Genomic DNA, 23,157 nt, shown 5'->3' on the forward strand with positions numbered 1-23,157 from the left:
TGTTGATTTTGTTGTTCATTGTCTATGTGCTATTTGTTTTTTGTTTGAAATGAGACGTCTACCACCGAAATCTCGACGTAAAGCGTCGTCGGCAGCTTCAGATGGGTAGAAGACAGAGGGACACGCCGCAAGTACGTCCATGTAGGCTCGCTTTTCGCATGGATGCGAAAAGCGAGCCTACATGGACGTACTTGCGGCGTGTCCTGCACAGCCGCCCCGCCCCACCACCAACCAGCCATGCAGCTTTTGCTCTGGCTCTGGCTCTGGCTCTGGCTCTGGCCTCTGGCTCTGGCTTCAAGCCCGCGCGCAGCGCGAGAAACTCACGCGACCGCCAGCATCTCCGGCATCAGGCGGAAATCCGGCCCACGGCTCTCTACCCGCCGGGGCAGCGCCCGGATCGTGGCCAGCATTTCCTGCGCACACGTACGGATGTAACCGTGCTGCTCCGGAGATGAATGACTGATCAGGCTGCCAACATGGAACTCGAAGACATCTTCCAGCACGTCAGGCTGGTCTTCGTGCAGCATCTGCAGCAACCCGCGCAGTTTGCAGATTTCCGATTCCAGCGCTTCAGCCGAGAACAACATGGGGGACTCCTTGCATGCGGCTCGCCCGAGCCAGAGGGGGCAGCAGCGGCAGGCCGCCCGCCGGGGCGCGATGCAGGATCACGGAACAGTGCGGGGGCCACGCGGTGCGTGCGTTCCCCCCTGTTTTGCCATGAACGAGGTGAGCCGGCCGTCAACTCCGCCCACCGCAGCGTTCACGCAACGCTCAACGCGCCCCCATCCGCCGTGGCCGGTGGCGTGCCCAGTGCGTCGATGAACGCCGGGTCCAGCGGCAGTTTCCCCAGCCAGCCGCGCTGGGTGCCACTGAGCACGCGCAGCATGTGGCCCCTTCCCCCCGGCAAGCGCCCCATCGGCCCCAGCAGCACGTCACGGGCCTTCGACCAGGCATCGCGGTCGGACTGGAACAACGGCGTCAGCCAGCGGCTCCAGTAGTGGTACACGGCCACGTGCGCGCGTCGCTGCGCCTGGTACGCCTGCAGGGCGGCCTCGCCCTTGCCATGCACGCGCAGCGCGTCACGCAGGGCCAGCGCGTCAAGCAGCGCCATGTTCACGCCCTGCCCCAGCTGCGGGCTCATGGAGTGCGCCGCATCGCCGGCCAGCACCAGCCGACCGTTGTGCCAGCGCCGCATCACCGCGTCGCGGTAGGAGGCGCGCGCCAACTGCCCCGCCTGCTGCAGGTGCGCGAAGCGCGGGCTGGCCTCCGGCCACAGCGCGTGCAGCTCATCCAGCCACGGTTGCAGGCCATCGGCCTCCCAGCGCGCGAAGTCCTCGCGCGGCAGGCTCCAGAAGAAGCTCAGCCGCGGCGTGGCATCCCCGGGGCGCGTGCCGACCGGCAGCAGCCCGATCATCTTGCGCGCCGCCACGTAGCGCTGGCGCAGTTCGCTCACATGCGGCCAATCCTCGGCCGGCAGCAGGCACCACAGGGCGCCCCACGGGTACACCCGGTCCAGCGACGTCCCCCCGACCTGCGCACGCAGGGCCGATGCGGAGCCGTCGGCAGCGATCACCAGGTCATACGGCCCGTGCTGGCGCCCTTCGCCGTCGTGCAGCAGCCCGCGCTCGTGGTCGACCGATGCGATGGTGACGCCTGCATGCAGCTGTCCGAGGCCGTCACGCGCCTGGTCCAGCAGCTGGAACAGCGCGCCACGCTGCATGCCCAGGCCGTGCAGACGCGCATCCAGGCCGTCGTAGCCCATGTCCATCACCGCCCGCCCGCAGGGGGTATCGCCGTGCAACCGGTGCACCGGTGCGGCATGCGCGCGCACCGCATCCAGCAGGCCCATCTGCCACAGCACCTGCAGGCCGCTGGGCTGCAGCAGGAAGCCGGCGCCGACCGGCCCAGGGCGGGGCGCGCGCTCGAAGATGTCGACGTGGTGTTCGTCGCGGGACAACAGAATGGCCAATGCCTGGCCAGCGGTGCCGTAGCCGATGACGGCGATGCGCATGCGGGGATCCATCCTGCGATTGTGCCTGATCGGCGCGGCAGGCAAAAAAAAACCCCGCCGAAGCGGGGTTCTTCCAACACGCGACTGAATGGATCAGGCGGGCTGGATGTTGGATGCCTGGTCGCCCTTCGGGCCCTGGGTCTTTTCGAAGGTGACTTTCTGGCCTTCCTGCAGGGACTTGAAGCCATTGCCCTGGATGGCGGAGAAGTGCGCGAACAGATCAGCGCCGCCGTCGTCCGGAGTAATAAAGCCAAATCCCTTGGCGTCGTTGAACCACTTCACGGTACCTGTTGCCATGTTGATGCGAGACCTTTGCAATGAATGGGTGGTGTGCGCAAAAACCCTGCGCACGGGGCGAGTATGCAAACCTTGCCCGAGGATGACAATCACCCCCGTGCCAATTCCCCGATCAGTTCGGGCAATCCGTTGGACGCGGCCTGCACGTTGGAGAGTACTTCGGCCATCGTGATTTCTTCCCCATCGCCACAGCCGGCGGCCCAGTTGGCCACGATCGCAAGGCAGGCGTAGTCAAGCCCGAGCTCACGCGCCAGGGCCGCCTCGGGCATGCCGGTCATGCCGACCAGGTCACAGCCATCACGGCGCAGACGCGCGATTTCCGCAATGGTTTCCAGGCGCGGACCTTGCGTTGCAGCATAACAACCACCGTCCCGCACTGTGACGCCCGTCACCTTTGCGGCCGCAAGAATTTTGCTTCGCAGCATGGGCGTGTAGGGATGCCCGAAGTCCACGTGCAGGACGTCACTGCCCGCTTCCTCACACAGGGTGGAGATCCGGCCCCAGGTGTAGTCGATGATCTGGTCCGGGCAGGCCAGGACGCGCGGACCGAAGTCATCGCCGATGCCGCCGACCGTATTCAGCGCCAGCACGCGCGACGCGCCGATCTGCTGCAGTGCAGCAAGGTTGGCACGGTAGTTGATCTTGTGCGGGGGCAGTGAATGGCCCTCGCCATGGCGGGCCAGGAAAGCCACCCGGTGGCCCAGCAGGCTGCCGACCCGGATCGGACCGGAGGGCGTACCAAAGCGGGTTTCGACCTCGTGGGTCTGCACGTCATCGAGCGTGGCGAGGTTGTAGACGCCGGTTCCGCCGATGACCGCCAGGGCGATGGGCTGCATCAGCCTTCCTTCATCGCGTAGATCGCCGGCACGCAGCGCAGGGTCTCGTTGACGTCCATGCCGAAGCCGAACACATAGCGGTCCGGCAGTTCCACGCCGGCGTAATCGGCGTGCACGTCGGCCAGCGCGCGGTCGTGCTTCTTCACCGTCAGCGCGGCGATGCGCACGTCGGTGGCGCCCTGCTCCAGGCACCAGGTGCGCACGCCTTGCAGGGTGTAGCCCTCGTCCAGGATGTCGTCCACCAGCAGCACGCGGCGGCCGAACAATGCAGTGGCCGGCTTGTGCTTCCACACCAGGTCGCCGCCGGTGGTTTCGCCGCGATAACGCGTGGCGTGCAGGTAGTCGAACTGCACGTCCTGGCCGCGTGCGCCCAGTTCCAGCGCCAGCTGGCCGGCGAACGGCAGCGCGCCATGCATGATCGACAGGAACAACGGCACTTCGCCCTTGTAATCGCTGGCGATGGCGTCGGCGATGCGGCCGATGGCCTGGTCGATGGTGGGGCGGTCGACCAGCAGGTCAGCCTGTTCCAGGGCCTGGGAAATGGTGAGGTTGGGCATCAGACGGTTCTTCCAGAGGATTCGAGAAAACGGGTTCGGGTGTCGCCATGCCGGGCATCGGCCAGCAGGCCGTCCCAGCCAAGTGCGCCGCGGCCGATCAGGCCAAGCAGCGCGGCAGTGTTCGAGGTGCGATGCTGCATGGCCTGCAGCGCATCGTCCACCAGCTCGGGATGGCAGACCAATACCACGTCGCAGCCGGCATCCAGGTGCGCATCGACGCGGGCCTTCACGCCACCGGCGCTGAACGAGGCGGCCATGCCGATGTCATCGGAAAACACCACGCCGCGGAAGCCGAGCTGTCCACGCAGGATGTCCTGCACCCAGCGCCGCGAGTAGCCGGCCGGTTCAGGGGCGACCTGCGGGTAGATGACGTGGGCCATCATCACCGCATCGGCGCCGGCGGCGATCCCGGCCACGAAAGGCACCAGGTCGCGCTGCTGCAGTTCATCCAGCCCACGCGGGTCGATCGCGGTATCGACGTGGGTGTCTTCCAGCACGCTGCCGTGGCCGGGGAAATGCTTGAGCGTGGCGGCCATGCCGGCGCTGTGCATGCCGCGCACGTAGGCGGCGGTAAATGCGGCCACCACCTGGGGATCTTCACTGAATGCGCGATCGCCGATGGCGCGGTTGCCATGGCCCAGGTCCACCACCGGCGCAAAGCTCAGGTCCACGCCGCTGGCGCGCACCTCGCTGGCCATCAGCCAGGCGTGCTGCTCGGCAGCGGCCAGCGCGGCCTGCGGATCCTGCGCATGGCCCAGGCCGATCTGCTGCAGCGGCGGCAGATCGGTGAAGCCCTCGCGGAAGCGCTGCACGCGTCCGCCTTCCTGGTCCACGCAGATCAACTGCGGACGCGGTGCTGCCTCGCGGATGGCGGCGGACAATTCGGCGATCTGCTGGCGGGATGCGAAATTGCGCTTGAACAGCACCACGCCGGCCACGGCATCGTGCTGCAGCCAGTCACGCTCCTGGGCGGTCAGTTCGGTACCGGCAACGCCGATCAGCAGCATGTTCAGGTCTCCACGACGGGCGCCACGATGGCGCAGCGCCGCATTGTCGCAGAAGCGTGGCCCAGCGTCAGACCCTGCACCCGTCCGGGCCACATCCGTCTTCAGCGTCCAGCGCGTCGGAAGCGCCGGCTTCGCTGCGTTCGGCGGCGATCTGGCGCAGCGCCTGGGCGATCGCTTCCGGCGACTGCGCACCCTGGATTGCCCAACGGCCGTCGATGACGAAGGTCGGCACCGAGGTGATGCCGATGGCGTGGGCGTGCTGCAGGCCTTGCTGCACCTCGGCCAGCCCCAGGTCCGAGCCCAGCATCGCCTGGATGTCGTCAGCGGCAAGTCCGCCCTCGATCCCGGCCCCGGCCAGCACCTGCGGATCGGCGAGATTGCGCCCGTGTTCGAAATGCGCACGGAACAGCGCTTCGCCCACCGCATCCTGGACCCCGTGCTGGCCAGCGAGCCATAGCAGGCGGTGCGCCTGCAGCGTGGTCACGCGGACCTGGCCACGACTGAAATCCATCGGCAGCCCTTCGGCGCGTGCGGTGGCCTGCGTCTGGCCCAGCAACTGCTCGGTGCGCTCGGCACCACCGAACTTGCGCGCATAGGCCTCACGCAGCGGCACCGGCGTGGCATCGGCGTCCGGATCCAGCTGGAACGGCTGCCACTGCACCTGCAGCGCGGGCACCGCATCGCCCAGCAGCGCAAGACCCTGCGCGAAGCGGTGCTTGCCGATCCAGCACCACGGACACACCACGTCGGAATAAATGTCGATCTTCATCCCCCCGACATGGGGACGACCGCCCGGCGATAAAGGGGACGCAGGCGACCACCTCGTTTCTGGCACGGCGGGACGCGTCGGCAGCGACTCACTCCCCGCCGGCACCCTTCTCGCCGGGAGACCAGCGGGCGTACGGGTGGGAGGCCAGTGCGACGTTGTAGTAGCGCGCCTGGTCGGTGACTTCGCGGCCGGCCCAGGCCGGCAGGCTGATCGCCTGGTCCGGGTCTTCCAGCTCCACTTCGGCGACCACCAGCCCGGCGTTGTCGCCGAGGAATTCGTCGACCTCCCACAGCAGGCCTTCGTGCTGCACCAGGTGCCGGCGCTTGTCGATCAGGCCGCCCACGCACAGCGCCAGCAGCTCACGTGCGTCCGCTACCGGAATCGGATATTCGAACTCCTGCCGGCTGCGGCCCAGCGTGCGTGACTTGAGGTTCAGTGCGGCACCGTCGCCTTCGATGCGTACCCGCACCGAGGCGTTCTGGTCCCCGCGGTCCAGCGCGCCCATGTCGTTGATATAGCCCTGCGCCATCGGGATGACCGCGTGCGCCGCCGCCCGCCAACCGTCACCGGCGACGAGGAATTTCCGTTCGATTTCAATGCCCATGGGGTGATTATGCGGGAAGCGCGTGACGACCAACGGTCGTCACCCACCATGACCGACGGTGGTCACTTACCATGACCGACGGTGGTCACCCACCACGACCAGCGTTCACCCACCGCGACCGAGGGTCACCCGCCCCGATCAGGCTTTTTCGAATACCGCGATGCTTTCCACGTGTGCGGTATGCGGGAACATGTCCATCGCCCCGGCACTGACCAGGGTGAAGCCGCGCTCGTTGACCAGGTAGCCGGCATCGCGCGCCAGCGAACCCGGATGGCAGCTGACGTAGACGATGCGCTTGAACTGCTCCAGCGGCAGCTGCTGCAGCACCTCGATGGCGCCCGAACGCGGCGGATCCAGCAGCAGCTTGTCGAAGCCTTCCAGCATCCACGGGGCCTGGCGCTGGTCCTGGGTCAGGTCGGCGGCATGGAAGCTGGCGTTGCCCAGCCCGTTGCGCTGCGCGTTCTCCTTCGCGCGCGCCACCAGCCCGGCATCGCCTTCCACGCCGACCACTTCGCGCACGCCGCGGGCCAGCGGCAGGGTGAAGTTGCCCAGGCCGCAGAACAGGTCCAGCACGCGCTCCTGCGGGCCGGCATCCAGCAGCGCCAGTGCGTGCTCGATCATCTTCACATTGAGGTTGGCGTTGACCTGGATGAAGTCCAGCGGGCGGAACGCCAGCTCCACGTCCCACGGCGCCAGCCGGAACGACAAAGGAACCTCCTGCGGCCACAGCGGGTGGACCGAGTCGACCCCGTCGGGCTGCAGGAAAATGGCGAATCCGTGTTCCTGCCCGAACGCGATCCAGGCCGCGCGATCGGCCTCGCTGAGCGGCTGCATGTGGCGGATGGTCAGCGCGATCGCCTCGTCACCGGCGATGAACTCGATCTGCGGGATGTCGCGTCGGCCATCCAGCGATTCGACGAAAGCCGACAGCACCGACACCTTGGTGCCGATCTCCGGAATCACCGTCAGGCACAGCGACAGGTCTGCCACGAAGCGCGGATCCAGCTCACGGAAGCCGACCAGGGTCTTGTCCTTCTTCTCGACCCGACGCACCGAGAAGCGCCCCTTGCGGCGGTAGCCCCAGCTGTCGCCGACCAGCGGCGGCAGCACCTGCTGCGGCTGCACGTGGCCGATGCGCTGCAGGTTGTCCATCAGCACCCGCTGCTTGGCCACGATCTGCTCGCTTTCTTCCAGGTGCTGCAGCACGCAGCCGGCACAGACGCCGAAATGCGGACACTTCGGCTGCACGCGCAGCGGCGAGGCTTCCACCACTTCGACGGTGCGCGCCTGGTCGAAATGCTTGCTGCGCGCGGTCTGTTCGGCCATCACCACTTCACCCGGCAGCGCGCCGGTGATGAAGGTGACCTTGCCCCCTTCGCCATCACGGCGTGCGACGCCGCGGCCGTCGTGGCTCAGGTCGAGGATGTCGGTTCTGAAGAGGGTGCGGTCGATGCGGGAACGTTGACGGGCCACGTGGCGAGGGGCTGCGTGTGAAAAAGGGCGCGTATTGTCTCAGAACAGGGCGAAAATCGCTTCTCCACCCTTGCAAGGCGGCGCGCGGTGTTTAATATGCAGCGTAGCTGACATGGAGGCAGCCTTATGCAGACGAATACGCCGCGCCCCGCGCGACCCCGTTTCCTGCTGGTCGAGGACGACATCATCACGTGTGGTTTCCTCAAGGCCGCGCTGGAAACCTTGCCAGCGGACGTGGATACCGCCGACTCGCTCAACGCCGCGCTCGCCCGTGCCCAGGTCCGCCACTACGACCTGTGGCTGATCGATGCGAACCTGCCTGATGGCCATGGCAGCGAGTTGCTGCAGCAGTTGCGCCGGCAGCACCCGGACACCCCGGCGCTGGCGCATACCGCCGATCGCGACGCGTCCGCGCATGGGCGCCTGCGGGATGCCGGATTCGGCGACATCCTGGTCAAGCCGCTGGGCCGCGATGCCCTGCTCAAGGGCGTGCGTCGCGCCTTGGGCCAAGGCGCCCGTTACCGGGTGGACAGCGCGCCGATCCAGCCCATCATGCTGAACGAGGCCCAGGACTGGGACGAGATCACCGCGCTGGCCGCGCTCAACGGGCAACGCAACCACCTGGTGGCGCTGCGCGAGCTGTTCCTGGCCGAGCTGCCGAGCGTGCGTGACGCGGTCGACCAGGCGGTGGACCGCCATGACGAGCCGGCGCTGCGCAACCAGCTGCACCGGCTGCAGGCCAGCTGTGGTTTCGTCGGTGCTGCCCGCCTCAGCCGCGCGGTGCGCACCCTGCACCAGATGCCGGCCTCGCACATGGCGCAGGCCAGCTTCCGCGACGCCGTCGCCGCGCTGCTGCACTGACCCCTCAGCGGCGGCGTGCCAGGTCGTCCAGCAGTTCCCAGGATTTCAGCCCGCGCGAGCCCAGGTGGTAGGCCAGCACGACCCGCATCGGCAGGCGCAGGCTGGCCAGGTCCTCGGCGCCGGGTTCTTCATCGCGCCCCAGCGCCAGCAGCGCAGCGCCGGTGGCGGTACCGCGCCGCCCTTCCCCATCGCGCTCGCTGAGCAGCCGGCGCGGGCCTTCCTGTGGATCCAGCAGGTAGCGCGCGGCCGGATCCACGGCGCTGCCATCGCTGGCGCAGGCCAAGTCGAAACCGACCCCCAGCGCCTCCAGCAGGTCGCGTTCGAAGCGGCGCAGGCTCCACGCCAATGAAAGCTCCAGGCTCAGGCGGGCGCGCACCTCGCCGTAGGCCCGGTACAGGTCCGGCAGCGGGTCGTGCCGCGGGGCCAGCCGCATCACCAGCTCATTCAGGTAGAAGCCGGCCAGCATGTCATTGCCGGCAAGGCGGGGGGCGGCGTCCAGCGCCTCGGCGCCACGCAGTTGTGCCAGGTCACCGCGCTGGACCGCGTCGAAACGGATCCACTGCAGCGGCTGCAGGGCCGCGCGCAGCACCTGCCCCTTCGCACTGGAAACGCCGCGGGCAAGCAGGCCCAGCCGCCCGTGCGAGGCGCTCAGCACCTCCACCAGCAGGCTGGTCTCGCGGTAGGGCCGCGCGTGCAGGACAAAGCCCGGTTCGGACGCGATCTGCATCAGGGCCAGCCCCGCAGGCGCTGCTTATTCGTAACCGAAGGCCTTCAGCGCGGCCTCGTCGTCGGACCAGCCCTCGCGCACGCGCACCCAGGTTTCCAGGAACACCTTGGCGCCGAACAAGCGCTCCATCTGCATGCGCGACTTGGCCCCGATATCCTTCAGGCGGGTACCGCCCTTGCCGATCACGATGGCCTTCTGCCCTTCGCGTTCGACCCAGATCACCGCACCGATGCGCAGCAGGTTGCCGTCTTCGGTGAAGCGCTCGATCTCTACGGTGGTGGCGTACGGCAGCTCTTCGCCGAGCTGGCGCATCAGCTGCTCGCGCACCAGTTCGCCGGCCAGGAAACGCTGGCTGCGGTCGGTGATTTCGTCTTCGCCGAACATCGGCGGGGCTTCCGGCACCAGCGCCAGCACGTCACGCACCAGTGCTTCCAGGCCGTTGCGCTTCTGCGCGGAAATCGGATGCACCGAAGCGAACTCGCGGCCTTCGGTGATCTGTTGCAGGAACGGCAGCAGTGCGGCCTTTTCCTTCATGCGGTCGACCTTGTTGACCACCAGCACCACCGGGATGCCCGAATCACGCAGCACGTTGAAGGCCAGGCTGTCTTCCTCGTCCCAGCGGCCGGCTTCGATGACCAGCAGGCCGGCGTCGACGCCCTCCAGCGATCCGCGCGCGGCACGGTTCATCACCCGGTTCATCGCCCGCTTCTGCACTTTATGCAGGCCGGGCGTGTCCACCAGCACCAGCTGGCCTTCCGGATAGGTGGCAATGCCCAGCAGCCGGTGGCGCGTGGTCTGCGGCCGGTTGGAGACAATGCTGACCTTGGCCCCTACCAATGCATTGGTCAGGGTCGATTTGCCCACGTTGGGGCGGCCGATGACAGCAACGCTGCCGCAACGATGAGGGGTCTGTTCGGTCACTTTGAATCCACCAGTAGGTCAAGCGCGGCCGCAGCCGCCTGTTGTTCGGCCAGCCGCCGCGAGGAGCCTTCGCCCTCGGTGCACACGGCCGGTTCTGTCAGGTTGCAGCGTACCCGGAAGGTCTTGGCGTGGTCGTCACCGGATTCTGACACCAGTTCGTACGCCGGAAGCGCCTTCTGTCGGCCCTGCAGCCATTCCTGCAGCCGGGTCTTGGGGTCTTTTTCCGGCCGTCCGGTCGCCGGCAGGGCGTCCATGGCCGCTTCGAACCAGGGCAGCACCACCGCGCGGCAGGCGTCGAAGCCCGCGTCCAGGTAGATCGCCGCCACCACCGCCTCAAAGGCATCGGCGAGGATCGAATCGCGCCGGTGGCCGCCGGTCTTCATTTCGCCGGCGCCCAGCACCAGGCGCTCGCCCAGTTTGAGTTCGCGGGCGCGCTCGGCCAGCGCGCCTTCGCGCACCAGTTCGGCGCGGCCGCGGGTGAGCGCGCCCTCGTCGGCCTTCGGCCAGCGCGCGTACAGCGCCTGGGCCACCAGCATGTTGACGATGCTGTCGCCGAGGAACTCCAGGCGCTCGTTGTTCGGTACGCCGGCAGACCGGTGCCGCAGGGCCTGCGTGAGCAGGTCCGCATTGGCGAAGGGGTGGCCGATCAGGTCACCACGTTGGAAAGTTTTATTCGACACCGCTACGGCTGAGGTCCTGGGTTGAGTCGAACTTGCCGACCACGTCGATGTTGCCGATCAACGGACGCCGCACTTCGTAGTTCACGCGCATGGTCCAGCCATTGTCCTTGCGGTCGAACTTCACGTTGGCGGGCTTCACGTTCTCGGAGTAGTTGATGTACAGGCGCTTGAACAGCAGTTTCTGGATGTTGGCCGGCTGCATGCTGCCGATGCCGGGCTCATTGGCCAGGCTCTTCATTGCCGAACGGACCGCATAGTTTTCCTGGTACATGGGGAACAGCTTCATGCCCACGTAAAGGAAAAAGCCGACCACGATCAGGACCACCAGGAAGGAGGTCAGGGTGATGCCACGTTGCGCCTTCATGCTGTTCATTGCGTTTCTCCCCAGATACGCGTGGATGAATCAATTGACGCCCGAGCCGATCCGCGACGGTTCGAAGCCGTCCTTGCAGAACCAGCCGGAGCAGTTGAGCCAGATCAGGAACGCCTTGCCGCGCAGGTTCTGCTCCGGCAGCAGGCCCCAGAAACGGCCGTCATCGCTGTTGTCACGGTTGTCGCCCATCACCAGGTAGCGGCCCGCCGGAACGGTCCATTCCCCCTGGCCGGCAGGATACGCCGTCTCCAGCACGGTGTGGGTGCGGCCCGGCAGCTTTTCGACCAGCAGGCTGGACCCTTCGCCATGCCCACGATGGCCGGCGTAGATGCCCTTGTCTTCGTACTCCACCGGCTGGCCGTTGAGGATCAGGCCGTTGCCTTCGAAGGTGATCTGGTCACCCGGCACGCCGATCACGCGCTTGATGAAATTCTCGCCCTTGTTCGGGTCCTGGTCGTCGTGGCCCGGGAAATGGAACACCACCACATCGCCACGTTCCGGTTCGCTGATCGGCACGAACTTGGTGTTGGTCAGCGGCAGGCGCAGGCCATAGGCGAACTTGTTGACCAGGATGAAATCGCCGATCAGCAGGTTCGGCATCATCGAACTGGACGGGATCTTGTACGGTTCGGCGATGAAGCTGCGCACCACCAGCACGATCGCCAGCACCGGGAAGAACGCGCGCGAGTAGTCCACCAGCGCCGGTTCGGTGTCCAGCAGGCCGGCGCGACGGGCGCGGCGGCGGGCGAAATACAGCTTGTCGGCAAGCAGGATCAGGCCGGAGGCCAGGGTCAAGGCAACCAGGAGGAACTCAAACGCTTTCATTCAATGTCCTTTGCAGCGTCTCGGGGCCAACCGGCCCGGTAAGGGGCCGACTGTACCGTTACTTGTTGTCCATCTGCAGCACGGCCAGGAAGGCTTCCTGCGGAATTTCCACGCGGCCCACCTGCTTCATGCGCTTCTTGCCTTCCTTCTGCTTCTCCAGCAGCTTCTTCTTGCGCGACACGTCGCCGCCGTAGCACTTGGCAAGAACGTTCTTGCGCATGGCCTTGACGGTGGTGCGGGCAATCACCTGCGAGCCGATCGCGGCCTGGATGGCCACGTCGAACATCTGCCGGGGAATCAGTTCCTTCATCTTCTCGCACAGCTCGCGGCCGCGACGATCGGAGTGCGAACGATGGACGATAAGCGACAGCGCATCGACCTTGTCGCCATTGATCAGCACGTCCACGCGCACGAAGGGACCGGCGTCGAAGCGGACGAAGGCGTAATCCAGCGACGCATAGCCGCGGCTGACCGACTTCAACTTGTCGAAGAAGTCCAGCACCACTTCCGCCATCGGCAGCTCGTAGCTGATCTGCACCTGGCTGCCCAGGTAGTTGATGCCGAGCTGGCTGCCGCGCTTTTCCTCGCACAGCTTGATGATGTTGCCGATGTATTCCTCGGGGGTGAGGATGTTGGCGCGGATGATCGGCTCGCGGACTTCCTGCACCTGGTTCACCGGCGGCAGCTTGGCCGGGTTGTCCATGTTGACGATGCTGCCGTCGGTCTTGAGCACTTCATAGACCACCGTCGGCGCGGTGCTGATCAGGTCCAGGTTGTACTCGCGCTCCAGGCGTTCCTGCACGATTTCCATGTGCAGCATGCCAAGGAAGCCGCAGCGGAAACCAAAGCCCATCGCTTCGGAGCTTTCCGGCTCGAAGCGCAGCGCGGCATCGTTCAGGCGCAGCTTGTCCAGCGCTTCGCGCAGGTCCGGGTAGTCTTCGGCATCGACCGGGAACAAGCCGGCGAACACGCGCGGCTGCATTTCCTGGAAGCCCGGCAGCGGCGTGGGGGCCGGATCGCCGGCCATGGTCAGCGTGTCGCCGACCGGTGCGCCGTGCACGTCCTTGATGCTGGCCGTCACCCAGCCCACCTCGCCCGCACGCAGGGCCGGCAGCACCTTGCGCTTGGGGGTGAACACGCCGACGTTGTCGACCTGGTGGTTGCGGCCGGTGGACATCACCTGCAGCTTGTCGCCGGCCTTGATCTCGCCCTGCATGACCCGCACCAGCGACACCACGCCGAGGTAGTTGTCGAACCAGGAATCGATGATCAGCGCCTGCAGCTTGTCGGTATCGCGCGGCACCGGCGGCGGAATGCGCTTGACGATCGCTTCCAGCACGTCGCGCACGTTCAGGCCGGTCTTGGCGCTGACCGGCACGGCATCTTCGGCATCGATGCCGATCACGGCCTCGATCTCGGCCTTGGCGCGCTCGATGTCGGCGGTGGGCAGGTCGATCTTGTTGATCACCGGCACCACTTCCAGGCCCTGCTCCACGGCGGTGTAGCAGTTGGCCACCGACTGCGCTTCCACGCCCTGGGCCGCATCGACCACCAGCAGCGCGCCTTCGCAGGCGGCCAGCGAGCGGCTGACTTCATAGGAGAAGTCCACGTGCCCGGGGGTGTCGATGAAGTTCAGGTGGTAGGTCTGGCCGTCGTCCGCCACGTAGGGCAGCGAAACCGACTGCGCTTTGATGGTGATGCCACGCTCGCGCTCGATCGGGTTCGAATCGAGCACCTGCGCTTCCATCTCGCGGGCCTGCAGGCCGCCACACAGCTGGATGATGCGGTCAGCCAGGGTGGACTTGCCGTGGTCGACGTGGGCGATGATGGAGAAGTTGCGGATGTTCCGCATCGAATCAGAGGACATAGAGGTGGCGGCGGCGCCGGGCGTCGTCAGGGTAACGTCGGATTATCGCACGGGACGACGGCCGCCGGTGGGTGAGCACCGCTTCGGGTAGTGACGGCCGCTGGTCGTCAGCGCCTGGCCCCGGTAGTGACGGCCGCTGGACGTCAGCGCCTGGCCCGGGTAGTGACGGCCGCTGGCCGTCAGCGCCTGGCCCGGGTGGGTGACGACCGTTGGTCGTCACGCCCCTGCCTCCTGCCACCTTCGCCGCTACCGCGGTAGTGACGGCCGCTGGCCGTCACCCTCCGGTCCCGGTCAGCTGCCGGTCTTCACCGCCACGAAGGCACTGTTGCCGCCACTGCGCACCAGCAACATCACCACGTCACCCTTCTTGTAACCGGCCAGCGCACGATTCAGGGCGTCCACGCTGCCGACGGCGGTACGCCCGGCCTGCAGGATCACCATCCCCGGCGACAGCCGTGCGTCGCGGGCCGCCTGGCCGTTGACCCGGGTCACCCGCACGCCCTCGCCTGCGTCCAGCCCCAGCTGCTTGCGCTGCGCGGCGGTCAGGTCGGCCACTTCCAGGCCCAGCAATGCGTTGGCACCGGTCTGCGGCGCCGCGTCCTCATTGGCTGCCGCCGGACGGTTTGCCGCCGCCTGGGCATCTTCGGCCAGCTCGGTCAGGGTGGCACTGAGCTCGCGCTCGCGGCCATCCCGGACCAGGCCGATGCTGACCTTGCTGCCGGGCGGCAGGGCGCCGATCAACGGCGGCAGGTCGCTGAAGGAGTTCACCGGGCTGCCGTTCACCGAGCGGATCACATCGCCGACCTGCACGCCGGCCTTGGCCGCGGCGCTGCCGGCAACAATCTCATTGACCAGTGCGCCACGGCTGTCCTTCAGGCCCAGTGCCTGGGCGTTCAGCGAATCGATCTGCTGCACCACCGCGCCGAGCTGGCCACGGCTGACCCGGCCGGTCTTCTTGATCTGCTCGACCGCGCCCATCGCCAGGTCGATCGGGATCGCGAAGCTGATGCCCATGTAGCCGCCGGAGGCGGAGAAAATCTGCGAATTGATGCCGACCACTTCGCCGCGGGTGTTCAACAGCGGGCCACCGGAGTTGCCCTGGTTGATCGCCACGTCGGTCTGGATGAACGGAACATAGCGCTGGTCGGCGCCGCCGGTGCTGCGGCCCACGGCACTGACCACGCCGGCGGTCACCGAGTGGTCCAGGCCGAACGGCGAGCCGATCGCAACCACCCACTGACCCGGCTTCAGCGTGCGCGAATCGCCGACGCGCACGGTCGGCAGCCCGCTGCCTTCGATCTTGAGCAGGGCCACGTCGTACTGCTGGTCACTGCCGACCACCTTGGCGATGAACTCGCGGTTGTCACCGAGTTTCACCTTCACTTCGGACGCATCCGCCACCACGTGGTGGTTGGTCAGCACGTAGCCATCGGCGGAAATGATGAAGCCCGAGCCCATGCCGCGGCCTTTGATGCTGGGGCCGCCATCCGGGTCGCCGCCGGGGCCGCCCGGACCGGGCATGCCGAATTCGGGGCCGAAGAAGCGGCGGAAGATTTCCGGGATTTCGTCCTGGCTCGGCCCCATGCCACCGCCGCGTGCCTGGCGGCTGCCGCCGCGCACGATGGTGGTTTCGATGTTGACCACGCCCGGCCCCACCTGGTCCACCAGGTTGGTGAAATCCGGCAGGCCCGTCACCAACGGCTGCGCAGGCGCGCGCGGCGCGGCGGCAGCGGACTGCGCCGTGGCGGCCTGCGGTGCCGGCGACGGTGACTGGGCGCAGGCGGCCAGTGGCAGGGTCATCGCCAGCAGGCCCAGGGCCTGGGTACGGAACGAACGGGTAAGCGGGATCATCGGACTACAACCTCCGGACAGGTCATCGGACAGCACAACGGGGAAAGGGGGCGCGCCGACGGTACGGCGCGCGCAGGCCATGCGCGGTCAGTCGCGCGGGCCCTGGACCGGCGGCGCGTCCTGCAGCCGCGGGTCGAACGGATAGAACGTGCCTGGCGTATTGCCGGGGAAACTGGCATTGAGGGCGGCCCCAGCCGCCGGGCCCACGCTGGAGCGCGGCCACGGCCGGGCCTGCAGCGCCCCCACGTTGCCGAACGACAGCTCGTGCTGGGCGCCGGTGGACAGCGCGGGCGACAGCACCGGCTGGCCGGCCGCGAGCGCACGCTGCGGCTCGTCATTACGCTGCGCGGCGCGCGCCACCTGCTGGCTGCGCGTGGCACTGGCGCGGCGGACGCTGGCATCCTGGCGACGCGCCGCGGCGGCCACCGCAGCGGCCGGGACACTGGCCACGAGCGCAGCGCCGGCCTGCGCCGCCGCCGGTTCCTGCACCGCTGCGGACGCCGGCAGCGCAAGCTCGGCCTGGCTGGCGATCACCTGCACCGGCAGGTCTGCCGGCGGCGCGCCTTCATCCAGCGATTGGCGACCCATGAAGAAGGCCACTGCGGCGACCGACGCGGCCAGCGCGGCACCGCCGCTCCAGCGCCGCCAGCCGCTGCGCAGCTCGCGCCGCGGCTCGGCCCGGGGCACCGGTTCCTGCGCCACCGCCGCGGACACGCGCGCGGCGAAATCCAGCGGCGCCGGCGCCACGGCCTTGCCGCGCATCACCTCGCCCAGCAACGCCCAGCGCTCCTGGCAGGCCTGCAGCTCGGGATCGTGCTGCAGGCGGCGCAGCAGGAAACGGGCCTCGTCGGAGGCCAGCTCGCCATCGACCAGCGCAGACAACTGCTGGCGGTTATGCACGTCGATCTTGTCTTCGGGTTGGTCGTACTTGCTCATAAGCGGCTCTTCTCACGGGTGGCGCTGCCGGTGTCCAGCAGCGGCCGGAGTTCAGTGTCGATCGCCTCGCGGGCGCGGAAGATCCGCGAGCGCACGGTGCCGATCGGGCACCCCATCTTCTGCGCGATGTCCTCGTAACTCAGGCCTTCCACCTCGCGCAGGGAAATGGCCAGGCGCAGCTCCTCCGGCAGCGAGGCAACGGCCTTCATCACCGTGGTTTCCAGCTCTTGGCGCATCAGCTGGCGTTCCGGCGTATCGGTATCGCGCAGGCGCGTTCCCGAATCGAACTGTTCGGCATCGCCGATTTCGATGTCATCGGTCGGCGGGCGACGATTGCTTGCAGCAAGGTGGTTCTTGGCGGTATTCACGGCAATCCTGTGCAACCAGGTCGAAAATTGGGCGTCGCCGCGGAAACTGTTGATCGCGCGGTAGGCGCGGATGAACGTGTCCTGGGCAACGTCCTGGCACTCACTCCAGTCGGCGATGTAGCGTCCGACGAGCGACACGACCCAATGCTGGTGCTTGCGCACCAGGACATCGAATGCCGCGCTTTCGCCGCGCTGCACGCGCCGGACCAGCTCCAGGTCCAGCTCCTGTGGTGTTTCAACCTCGGTCATTGGGGACCGAACTCCTGTCAGCCCAACCGACGTCAGGCAATGAGACTGCCAATCCCGGGAAAAGTTCAGCGCCATCTGACCGGGCACCGCACCAGCTTTTAACCAACGTTCCGTTAACGTAGCGGTCCATGCTATGAACCTCCGTCAACGCTACCCCAGCTATTGGGATTTGACGGAAGGGAAACAACCTCTGGATCATAGCCGCCTTCTCCATACACAACCGGATGGAACGTCCATGCTCTCAGGCTTCGATGGGCTTCGCCTCGCGCACTGGCACCCGGAGATCCGCGACGACGGTGTCGTGGTGCTCAATCTCGACCGCCAGGACGCCAACGTCAATGCGATGTCCCAGGATGTCCTGCTGGAACTGGGCGACCTGATCGAGCGCATCGCCATCGATCCGCCCAAGGGCGTGGTGATCCAATCGGCCAAGAAGGCGGGCTTCATCGCCGGCGCGGACCTGAAGGAGTTCCAGGAATTCGACCGCCGTGGCACCGTCAATGACGCCATCCGCCGCGGCCAGGTGACCTACCAGAAGCTGGCCGAGCTGCCCTGCCCGACCGTGGCCGCGATCCACGGCCACTGCCTGGGCGGCGGTACCGAACTGGCCCTGGCCTGCCGCTACCGTGTCGCCTCCAACGACAGCAGCACGCGCATCGGGCTGCCGGAAACCCAGCTGGGCATCTTCCCGGGCTGGGGCGGCAGTGCACGCCTGCCGCAGCTGGTCGGCGCCCCCGCTGCGATGGACATGATGTTGACCGGGCGCACCCTGTCGGCGTCGGCGGCGCGCAACATCGGCCTGGTGGACAAGGTGGTGGCCCCGGCCCTGCTGCTGGACACGGCCGTGGCGCTGGCGCTGAAAGGCACCGTGCGTCCGTTCAAGCAGCGTGCGACCGCCTGGGCGACCAATACCTGGCCGGCGCGCAAGCTGCTGGCCCCGCAGATGGCCAAGCAGGTCGCGCGCAAGGCCCGCAAGGAGCACTACCCTGCCCCGTACGCACTGATCAATACCTGGGAACGCAGCGGCGGCAAGCCGGTGCAGGCGCGGCTGGACGCTGAGCGGCGCGCGGTGGTGAAACTGGCCAGCACGCCGACCGCGCGCAACCTGATCCGCATCTTCTTCCTGACCGAACGCCTGAAGGCGCTCGGCAGCGGCGACCACGGCATCCACCACGTGCACGTGGTCGGCGCGGGCGTGATGGGCGGCGACATCGCCGCCTGGTCGGCCTACAAGGGCTTCAACGTGACCCTGCAGGACCGCGAGCAGCGCTTCATCGACCCGGCCATGCAGCGCGCGCAGACCCTGTTCGAAAAGAAAGTCCGTGACGAGAGCAAGCGGCCGGCGGTGGCGGCGCGCCTGCAGGCCGACCTGGCCGGCGCGGGCGCTGCACAGGCCGATCTGGTGATCGAGGCGATCATCGAGAATCCGCAGGCCAAGCGTGACCTGTACCAGACGCTGGAGCCGAAGATGAAGGCCGATGCGCTGCTGACCACCAACACCTCCTCGATCCCGCTGATCGAACTGCGTGACCACATCCAGCGTCCGGCGCAGTTCGCCGGCCTGCATTATTTCAATCCGGTCGCGCAGATGCCGCTGGTGGAAATCATCCACCACGACGGCATGGCACCGGAGACCGAGCGCCGCCTGGCCGCCTTCTGCAAGGCGCTGGGCAAGTTCCCGGTGCCGGTCGCCGGCACCCCCGGCTTCCTGGTCAACCGCGTGCTGTTCCCGTACATGCTCGAAGCGGCAACCGCCTATGCCGAAGGCATCCCGGGTCCGGTGATCGACAAAGCCGCGGTGAAGTTCGGGATGCCGATGGGGCCGATCGAACTGCTCGATACGGTCGGGCTGGACGTGGCCGCCGGGGTGGGCGAGGAACTGGCCCCGTTCCTGGGCCTGCAGATTCCGGCGGCGCTGCAGACCGTCGAGCCGGGCAAGCGCGGCAAGAAGGATGGCCAGGGCATCTATGCCTGGGAAAACGGCCGCGCGAAGAAGCCGGAAGTGCCCAAGGGTTACCAGGCGCCGGGCGACCTGGAAGACCGGCTGATCCTGCCGCTGCTCAACGAGGCGGTGGCCTGCCTGCACGAGGGCGTGGTGGCCGACGCGGACCTGCTGGATGCGGGGGTGATCTTCGGCACCGGGTTCGCGCCGTTCCGCGGGGGACCGGTGCAGTACATCCGGGCGACCGGGGCCGATGCGCTGGTGGAGCGGCTGAAGGTGCTGCAGCAGCGGCATGGCGACCGGTTCTCGCCGCGGCCGGGCTGGGACAATCCGATCCTGCGCGAAGCGGTGGTTTGACCGCGTCTGCTTTGATGCGCCCGGCACGGGGAGCTGCGGCGCAGGACACGCCGTAAACCCATCCATGGGGGCTCGTTTCCGCCCGTCCGGGGCTCCAACGGTCCTGCGCGGCAGCTCCCCGTGCCTCCGGACAGTCTCTTGGCATCCGGCGGCCCGGGAAGTAGAGACAAGGGCAACATCAACGCACAAAAAAAACGCGGCGCTGGGCGCCGCGTTTTTTCGTGTTCTGCCGGTCAGCGGATCAGCTGGCCTTGGCGACGGCCTTCTTGGCAACGGCCTTCTTTGCCGGGGCCTTGGCCACGGTCTTCTTGGCGACCGGAGCGGCGGCGCCGACGGCGGCCTTGCTCACGGTGTGCGAACGGGCGTTGCCGTAGCTGGCGTTGTAGCGCTTGCCCTTGGCGGTCTTGCGGTCACCCTTACCCATGTCTTGAACTCCTGGCTATGTTGATTCTGATTACCCCGTGCTGACACGGGTTTGGCGGGGCCGTCTTGCTGGACGCCCCCGCGCACGATCGGAAAGCCTACCACGACGACCTCAATGCGCGCAGCTGGCGTCGTGTACGTGGCCGTGGTTGAGGCGCAGGTTGACCAGGTGGGCCACGCCCACCAGCAGCCCACCGAGGGTCATCACCACCGCATGCGGCACCGGATCGTGGTGCAGCGGGTCGTACAGCACGCCCGTCCACAATGCGACCAGACCGGGAATCAGGAAGGCCAGCGCACGCAGCGCACCGTGACGCCGATAACCCCAGACCAGGCTGAACAACCCCAGCAAGGTGACGAACACCACCAGCGCCTGCTCCACGCCATCGCCCAGCCACACCGACAGGCCCAGCGAGGGCGCAGCGGCCAAGGCCACGGGGATGACCGCGCAGTGCACCGCGCACAGCAGTGAACCGGTGGCACCGAAGCGGTCAATCAGATGGCGCAGGCGTGGGATCAGGGGCATGACTTCCAGCAGGGTCGGCGAAGCGTTATGGAATAATATAACATCCCTCCTGTACCCGCACGGCCTGTTTCGCCCAGCGACTCTCTCCCGCTGTCCGCCATGGGATTCGTGCGCCCCCTTGTTGATACGTTATAACAATTCATTGGAAGCCCCATGACTGCTCTGCGTACCCGGCCCCGTCCGCACACCCTCACCCTGGCCCTGGCGGCTGCCCTGCTGCCTGCGATGGCGATGGCCGCCGACGCCCCGGCCGACCGCCACCTGACCGAACTGTCCGAAGTGAAGGTCACCGCCTCGCCGCTGCAGGGCGATGCCGAATCGCTGGCGCGGCCGGTCGAGGTACTCGCCGGGGAACGCCTGGATGAAGCCAAGGCGGGCACCTTGGGCGACACGGTGGCCAAGCTGCCGGGCGTGCAGAGCTCGTACTTCGGCCCCGGCGTCGGCCGCCCGATCATCCGCGGACAGGAAGGCCCGCGCGTGGCCGTGCTGTCCAACGGCGTGGGCAACATGGATGCATCCACCGTCAGTGCCGACCATGCCACCAGCATCGAACCGTTCCTGGCCGACCAGATCGAAGTGCTTAAGGGACCGGCCACCCTGCTGTTCGGCAGCGGTGCGATCGGCGGCGCGGTCAACGTGGTCGATGGCCGCATCGCCAGCGAACTGCCGGAGCGCCCGCTGAGCGGTCGCGCCGAGGTGCGCGGCAACAGTGTCAACGACGAACGCAGCGGCATGTTCCGGCTGGACGGCGTCAACGGCAACTGGGTGCTGCACGTGGATGGCCTGGTGCGCAACGGCGATGATTACCGCATCCCCGGCTACGCGGTGGTCGACGCGCTGGAAGAGCACGACCATGCACACGCTGGCGGCGATGCCGATGAACCGCGTCGCGGGACCCTGGACAACAGCTCCATCCGCACCCGCGCCGGCGGTGTCGGTGCCACCTGGCTCGGCGACGGCGGCTTCTTCGGCCTGTCGGCGGGCACCTACCGCACCAACTACGGCATTCCCAACGGCGCGCACGTGCATGCCGACGGCGATGACCATGACCACGACCATGACCATGACCACGGCGGCGAGGAGGAAGGCGGCGACGAGCACGACGTGCGCATCGACATGGTGCAGAACCGCTTCGACGTCAAAGGCGGCATCTACAACCCGACCTCGTTCCTGAAGAACGTCACCCTGCGCGCCGGCTACACCGACTACGAGCACACCGAACTGGAAGCCGGCACCCCGGCAACCCGCTTCACCAACCAGGGCATTGAAGGCCGGTTGGAAGCGGTGCAGAACGAGATCGCCGGCTGGAACGGTGCCTTCGGCCTGCAGTTCGGCAACAGCGATTTCGGCGCCAAGGGCGAAGAGGCGTTCGTGCCGGATACCACGACCGAAAACCTCGGCCTGTTCGTGCTGCAGGAAAAGCAGTTCGGCCCGTTCAAGCTGGAACTGGGCGCGCGCCATGACCAGGTCAAGCTGGAACCGACCGGTGATTACCAGCGCCGCAAGTTCGATGCCACCAACCTGTCTGCCGCCGGCATCTGGACGCTGAATGATGCAGTGGACCTGCGCTTTGGCGTGGACAGCTCCGAGCGTGCACCGACCAATGAAGAGCTGTACGCGGCCGGTGCACACATCGCCACGCGTTCGATCGAACTGGGCGATGCGCAGCTGAAGACCGAGCGCGGACAGCGCATCGAACTGGGCATCCACACACACAGCGAGCGCCTGGATTTCTCCGCGTCGGTGTACCAGACCAAGTTCAAGGACTTCATCTACCTGGCTGACACCGGCGTGGTGGAAGACCTGCCGGTGCGCTTGTGGGCGCAGCAGGACGCCACCTTCAAGGGCGCCGAAGCCGAGGCGCTGGTGCATCTGTTCGAAGGCAATGCCGGTGACTGGGACCTGCGGGTGTTCGGTGACTACGTCAAGGCCGAACTGGATGGCAGTGGCAGCCGCAGCGTGGACATCGCCGTGCCGCATGGCGACCACAACCACAACTACACCGTGGACCTGGCCAACGGTGGCTACCTGCCGCGCATTTCGCCGGCACGCGTGGGCGCCGACCTGCGCTGGGCCAAGGACGGCTGGCGCGCATCGGTCGGTGCGGTGCGTTACAGCAGCCAGAAGGACACCGCGCAGAACGAAGAACCGACCAACGGCTACACGCTGGTGGATGCGCACCTGGCGTATCGCTGGGACCGCAGTGACAGCAACAGCTACGAAGTATTCGTGGACGGCAGCAACCTGACCAACCGCGAAGTACGTCCGCACACCTCGCTGCTGCGCGACTACGCTCCGCTGCCGGGCCGTGGCGTGGCGTTCGGCATCCGCGCGTACTTCTGACGGCTGGCCGGCTGGCCGGCCCACGGCCAGCCGTGGTGGGTGGCCCCCACCCATGGTGGGTCACCTACGTATGGTGGGTGACCTGCCCATGGTGGGTGACCTACCCCTGGTGGGTGACCTATCCCTGGTGGGTGGCCTAGCCCTGGTGGGTGACCTATCCCTGGTGGGTGACCTATCCCTGGTGGGTGACCTACCCCTGGTGGGTGACCTACCCCTGGTGGGTGACCTACCCCTGGTGGGTGACGACCGTTGGTCGTCACGTTCCGCGACGTGGACAGGCGCCAGGCGCGCCTGCCACCCCAACCGCCGCACGGCGGCTCTTCACCACCTCATCACCAATGCGACTGCGGCCTG

General features: G+C 67.2%; 23 protein-coding genes. 3 read left to right on the plus strand and 20 right to left on the minus strand.

Annotation, left to right across the window (positions count from 1 at the left end; genetic code table 11):
• Positions 1-320: 320 nt before the first annotated feature.
• The 9 genes from ABB28_RS03410 to rlmD all read right to left on the minus strand — a co-directional run bounded on the left by ABB28_RS03410 (position 321) and on the right by rlmD (position 7,554).
• Positions 321-587 (minus strand): hypothetical protein, encoded by a 267-nt coding sequence (locus tag ABB28_RS03410; protein WP_042614974.1) that lies wholly within the window; start codon positions 585-587, stop codon positions 321-323.
• A 173-nt stretch (positions 588-760) separates the two neighbouring features.
• The gene (locus ABB28_RS03415; RefSeq protein WP_057507285.1) at positions 761-2,023 is read right to left on the minus strand and encodes an FAD-dependent oxidoreductase; all 1,263 of its coding nucleotides are present in this window, start codon (positions 2,021-2,023) and stop codon (positions 761-763) included.
• An 81-nt stretch (positions 2,024-2,104) separates the two neighbouring features.
• A complete protein-coding gene (locus tag ABB28_RS03420) occupies positions 2,105-2,308 on the minus strand; it encodes a cold-shock protein (protein ID WP_042614976.1) in 204 nt (67 codons plus the stop codon).
• A gap of 89 nt (positions 2,309-2,397) precedes the next feature.
• Complete coding sequence (locus tag ABB28_RS03425) at positions 2,398-3,144, minus strand: S-methyl-5'-thioinosine phosphorylase (RefSeq protein ID WP_057507286.1); 747 nt, start codon at positions 3,142-3,144, stop codon at positions 2,398-2,400.
• Positions 3,144-3,701, minus strand: coding sequence for a hypoxanthine-guanine phosphoribosyltransferase (locus tag ABB28_RS03430; RefSeq protein WP_057507287.1), 558 nt, complete (start codon positions 3,699-3,701; stop codon positions 3,144-3,146). Before ABB28_RS03430 ends, ABB28_RS03425 begins: the two co-directional genes overlap by 1 nt.
• Positions 3,701-4,708, minus strand: a complete 1,008-nt coding sequence (gene nagZ, locus ABB28_RS03435; protein ID WP_057507288.1) for a beta-N-acetylhexosaminidase — start codon at positions 4,706-4,708, stop codon at positions 3,701-3,703. The genes ABB28_RS03430 and nagZ overlap by 1 nt, the downstream gene beginning before the upstream one ends.
• A 67-nt stretch (positions 4,709-4,775) precedes the next feature.
• Entirely contained in the window at positions 4,776-5,477 is a 702-nt protein-coding gene (locus tag ABB28_RS03440) for a DsbA family oxidoreductase (RefSeq protein ID WP_057507289.1), read from the minus strand.
• An 88-nt stretch (positions 5,478-5,565) separates the two neighbouring features.
• A complete protein-coding gene (locus tag ABB28_RS03445) occupies positions 5,566-6,081 on the minus strand; it encodes a CYTH domain-containing protein (protein ID WP_057507290.1) in 516 nt (171 codons plus the stop codon).
• 138 nt (positions 6,082-6,219) lie between these two features.
• On the minus strand, positions 6,220-7,554 hold the full coding sequence (gene rlmD, locus ABB28_RS03450; protein ID WP_057507291.1) for a 23S rRNA (uracil(1939)-C(5))-methyltransferase RlmD: 1,335 nt from the start codon (positions 7,552-7,554) through the stop codon (positions 6,220-6,222).
• A gap of 126 nt (positions 7,555-7,680) precedes the next feature.
• Here rlmD and ABB28_RS03455 point away from each other — a divergent pair, with 126 nt between their 5' ends.
• On the plus strand, positions 7,681-8,415 hold the full coding sequence (locus ABB28_RS03455) for an Hpt domain-containing response regulator (protein WP_057507292.1): 735 nt from the start codon (positions 7,681-7,683) through the stop codon (positions 8,413-8,415).
• A gap of 4 nt (positions 8,416-8,419) precedes the next feature.
• Here the strand turns inward: ABB28_RS03455 and recO are convergent, their stop codons facing one another.
• The 9 genes from recO to rpoE form a co-directional block, all read right to left on the minus strand.
• Positions 8,420-9,142 (minus strand): DNA repair protein RecO, encoded by a 723-nt coding sequence (gene recO / locus ABB28_RS03460; protein WP_057507293.1) that lies wholly within the window; start codon positions 9,140-9,142, stop codon positions 8,420-8,422.
• A gap of 24 nt (positions 9,143-9,166) precedes the next feature.
• The gene (gene era, locus ABB28_RS03465; protein ID WP_057507294.1) at positions 9,167-10,063 is read right to left on the minus strand and encodes a GTPase Era; all 897 of its coding nucleotides are present in this window, start codon (positions 10,061-10,063) and stop codon (positions 9,167-9,169) included.
• Positions 10,060-10,743 (minus strand): ribonuclease III, encoded by a 684-nt coding sequence (gene rnc, locus ABB28_RS03470; protein ID WP_057507295.1) that lies wholly within the window; start codon positions 10,741-10,743, stop codon positions 10,060-10,062. Before rnc ends, era begins: the two co-directional genes overlap by 4 nt.
• On the minus strand, positions 10,733-11,116 hold the full coding sequence (locus ABB28_RS03475; protein WP_042615281.1) for a DUF4845 domain-containing protein: 384 nt from the start codon (positions 11,114-11,116) through the stop codon (positions 10,733-10,735). Before ABB28_RS03475 ends, rnc begins: the two co-directional genes overlap by 11 nt.
• Before the next feature lie 30 nt (positions 11,117-11,146).
• Positions 11,147-11,941 (minus strand): signal peptidase I, encoded by a 795-nt coding sequence (gene lepB / locus ABB28_RS03480; protein ID WP_057507296.1) that lies wholly within the window; start codon positions 11,939-11,941, stop codon positions 11,147-11,149.
• Between the two features lie 58 nt (positions 11,942-11,999).
• On the minus strand, positions 12,000-13,793 hold the full coding sequence (gene lepA, locus ABB28_RS03485) for a translation elongation factor 4 (RefSeq protein WP_057507334.1): 1,794 nt from the start codon (positions 13,791-13,793) through the stop codon (positions 12,000-12,002).
• Between the two features lie 306 nt (positions 13,794-14,099).
• Positions 14,100-15,659 (minus strand): DegQ family serine endoprotease, encoded by a 1,560-nt coding sequence (locus tag ABB28_RS03490; RefSeq protein WP_057507297.1) that lies wholly within the window; start codon positions 15,657-15,659, stop codon positions 14,100-14,102.
• A gap of 87 nt (positions 15,660-15,746) precedes the next feature.
• Entirely contained in the window at positions 15,747-16,595 is an 849-nt protein-coding gene (locus ABB28_RS03495) for a sigma-E factor negative regulatory protein (RefSeq protein WP_057507298.1), read from the minus strand.
• Positions 16,592-17,212: an RNA polymerase sigma factor RpoE gene (gene rpoE, locus ABB28_RS03500; RefSeq protein WP_057507299.1), complete on the minus strand. Its 621-nt coding sequence runs from the start codon at positions 17,210-17,212 to the stop codon at positions 16,592-16,594. Before rpoE ends, ABB28_RS03495 begins: the two co-directional genes overlap by 4 nt.
• Positions 17,213-17,447: 235 nt before the next feature.
• On the opposite strand from rpoE, the gene ABB28_RS03505 reads away from it, so the two are divergent.
• Positions 17,448-19,511: a 3-hydroxyacyl-CoA dehydrogenase NAD-binding domain-containing protein gene (locus ABB28_RS03505; protein WP_057507300.1), complete on the plus strand. Its 2,064-nt coding sequence runs from the start codon at positions 17,448-17,450 to the stop codon at positions 19,509-19,511.
• A 241-nt stretch (positions 19,512-19,752) separates the two neighbouring features.
• Here the strand turns inward: ABB28_RS03505 and ABB28_RS03510 are convergent, their stop codons facing one another.
• Positions 19,753-19,935 (minus strand): 30S ribosomal protein THX, encoded by a 183-nt coding sequence (locus ABB28_RS03510; protein WP_042615275.1) that lies wholly within the window; start codon positions 19,933-19,935, stop codon positions 19,753-19,755.
• 111 nt (positions 19,936-20,046) lie between these two features.
• The gene (locus ABB28_RS03515) at positions 20,047-20,460 is read right to left on the minus strand and encodes a MerC domain-containing protein (protein ID WP_057507301.1); all 414 of its coding nucleotides are present in this window, start codon (positions 20,458-20,460) and stop codon (positions 20,047-20,049) included.
• A 153-nt stretch (positions 20,461-20,613) separates the two neighbouring features.
• Here ABB28_RS03515 and ABB28_RS03520 point away from each other — a divergent pair, with 153 nt between their 5' ends.
• Positions 20,614-22,803 carry a TonB-dependent receptor gene (locus ABB28_RS03520; RefSeq protein WP_057507302.1) on the plus strand — a complete coding sequence of 730 codons (2,190 nt, stop codon included), beginning with the start codon at positions 20,614-20,616 and terminating at the stop codon, positions 22,801-22,803.
• Positions 22,804-23,157: the final 354 nt, after the last annotated feature.

The sequence above is a fragment of the Stenotrophomonas chelatiphaga genome, assembly GCF_001431535.1.
GTDB lineage: Bacteria > Pseudomonadota > Gammaproteobacteria > Xanthomonadales > Xanthomonadaceae > Stenotrophomonas > Stenotrophomonas chelatiphaga.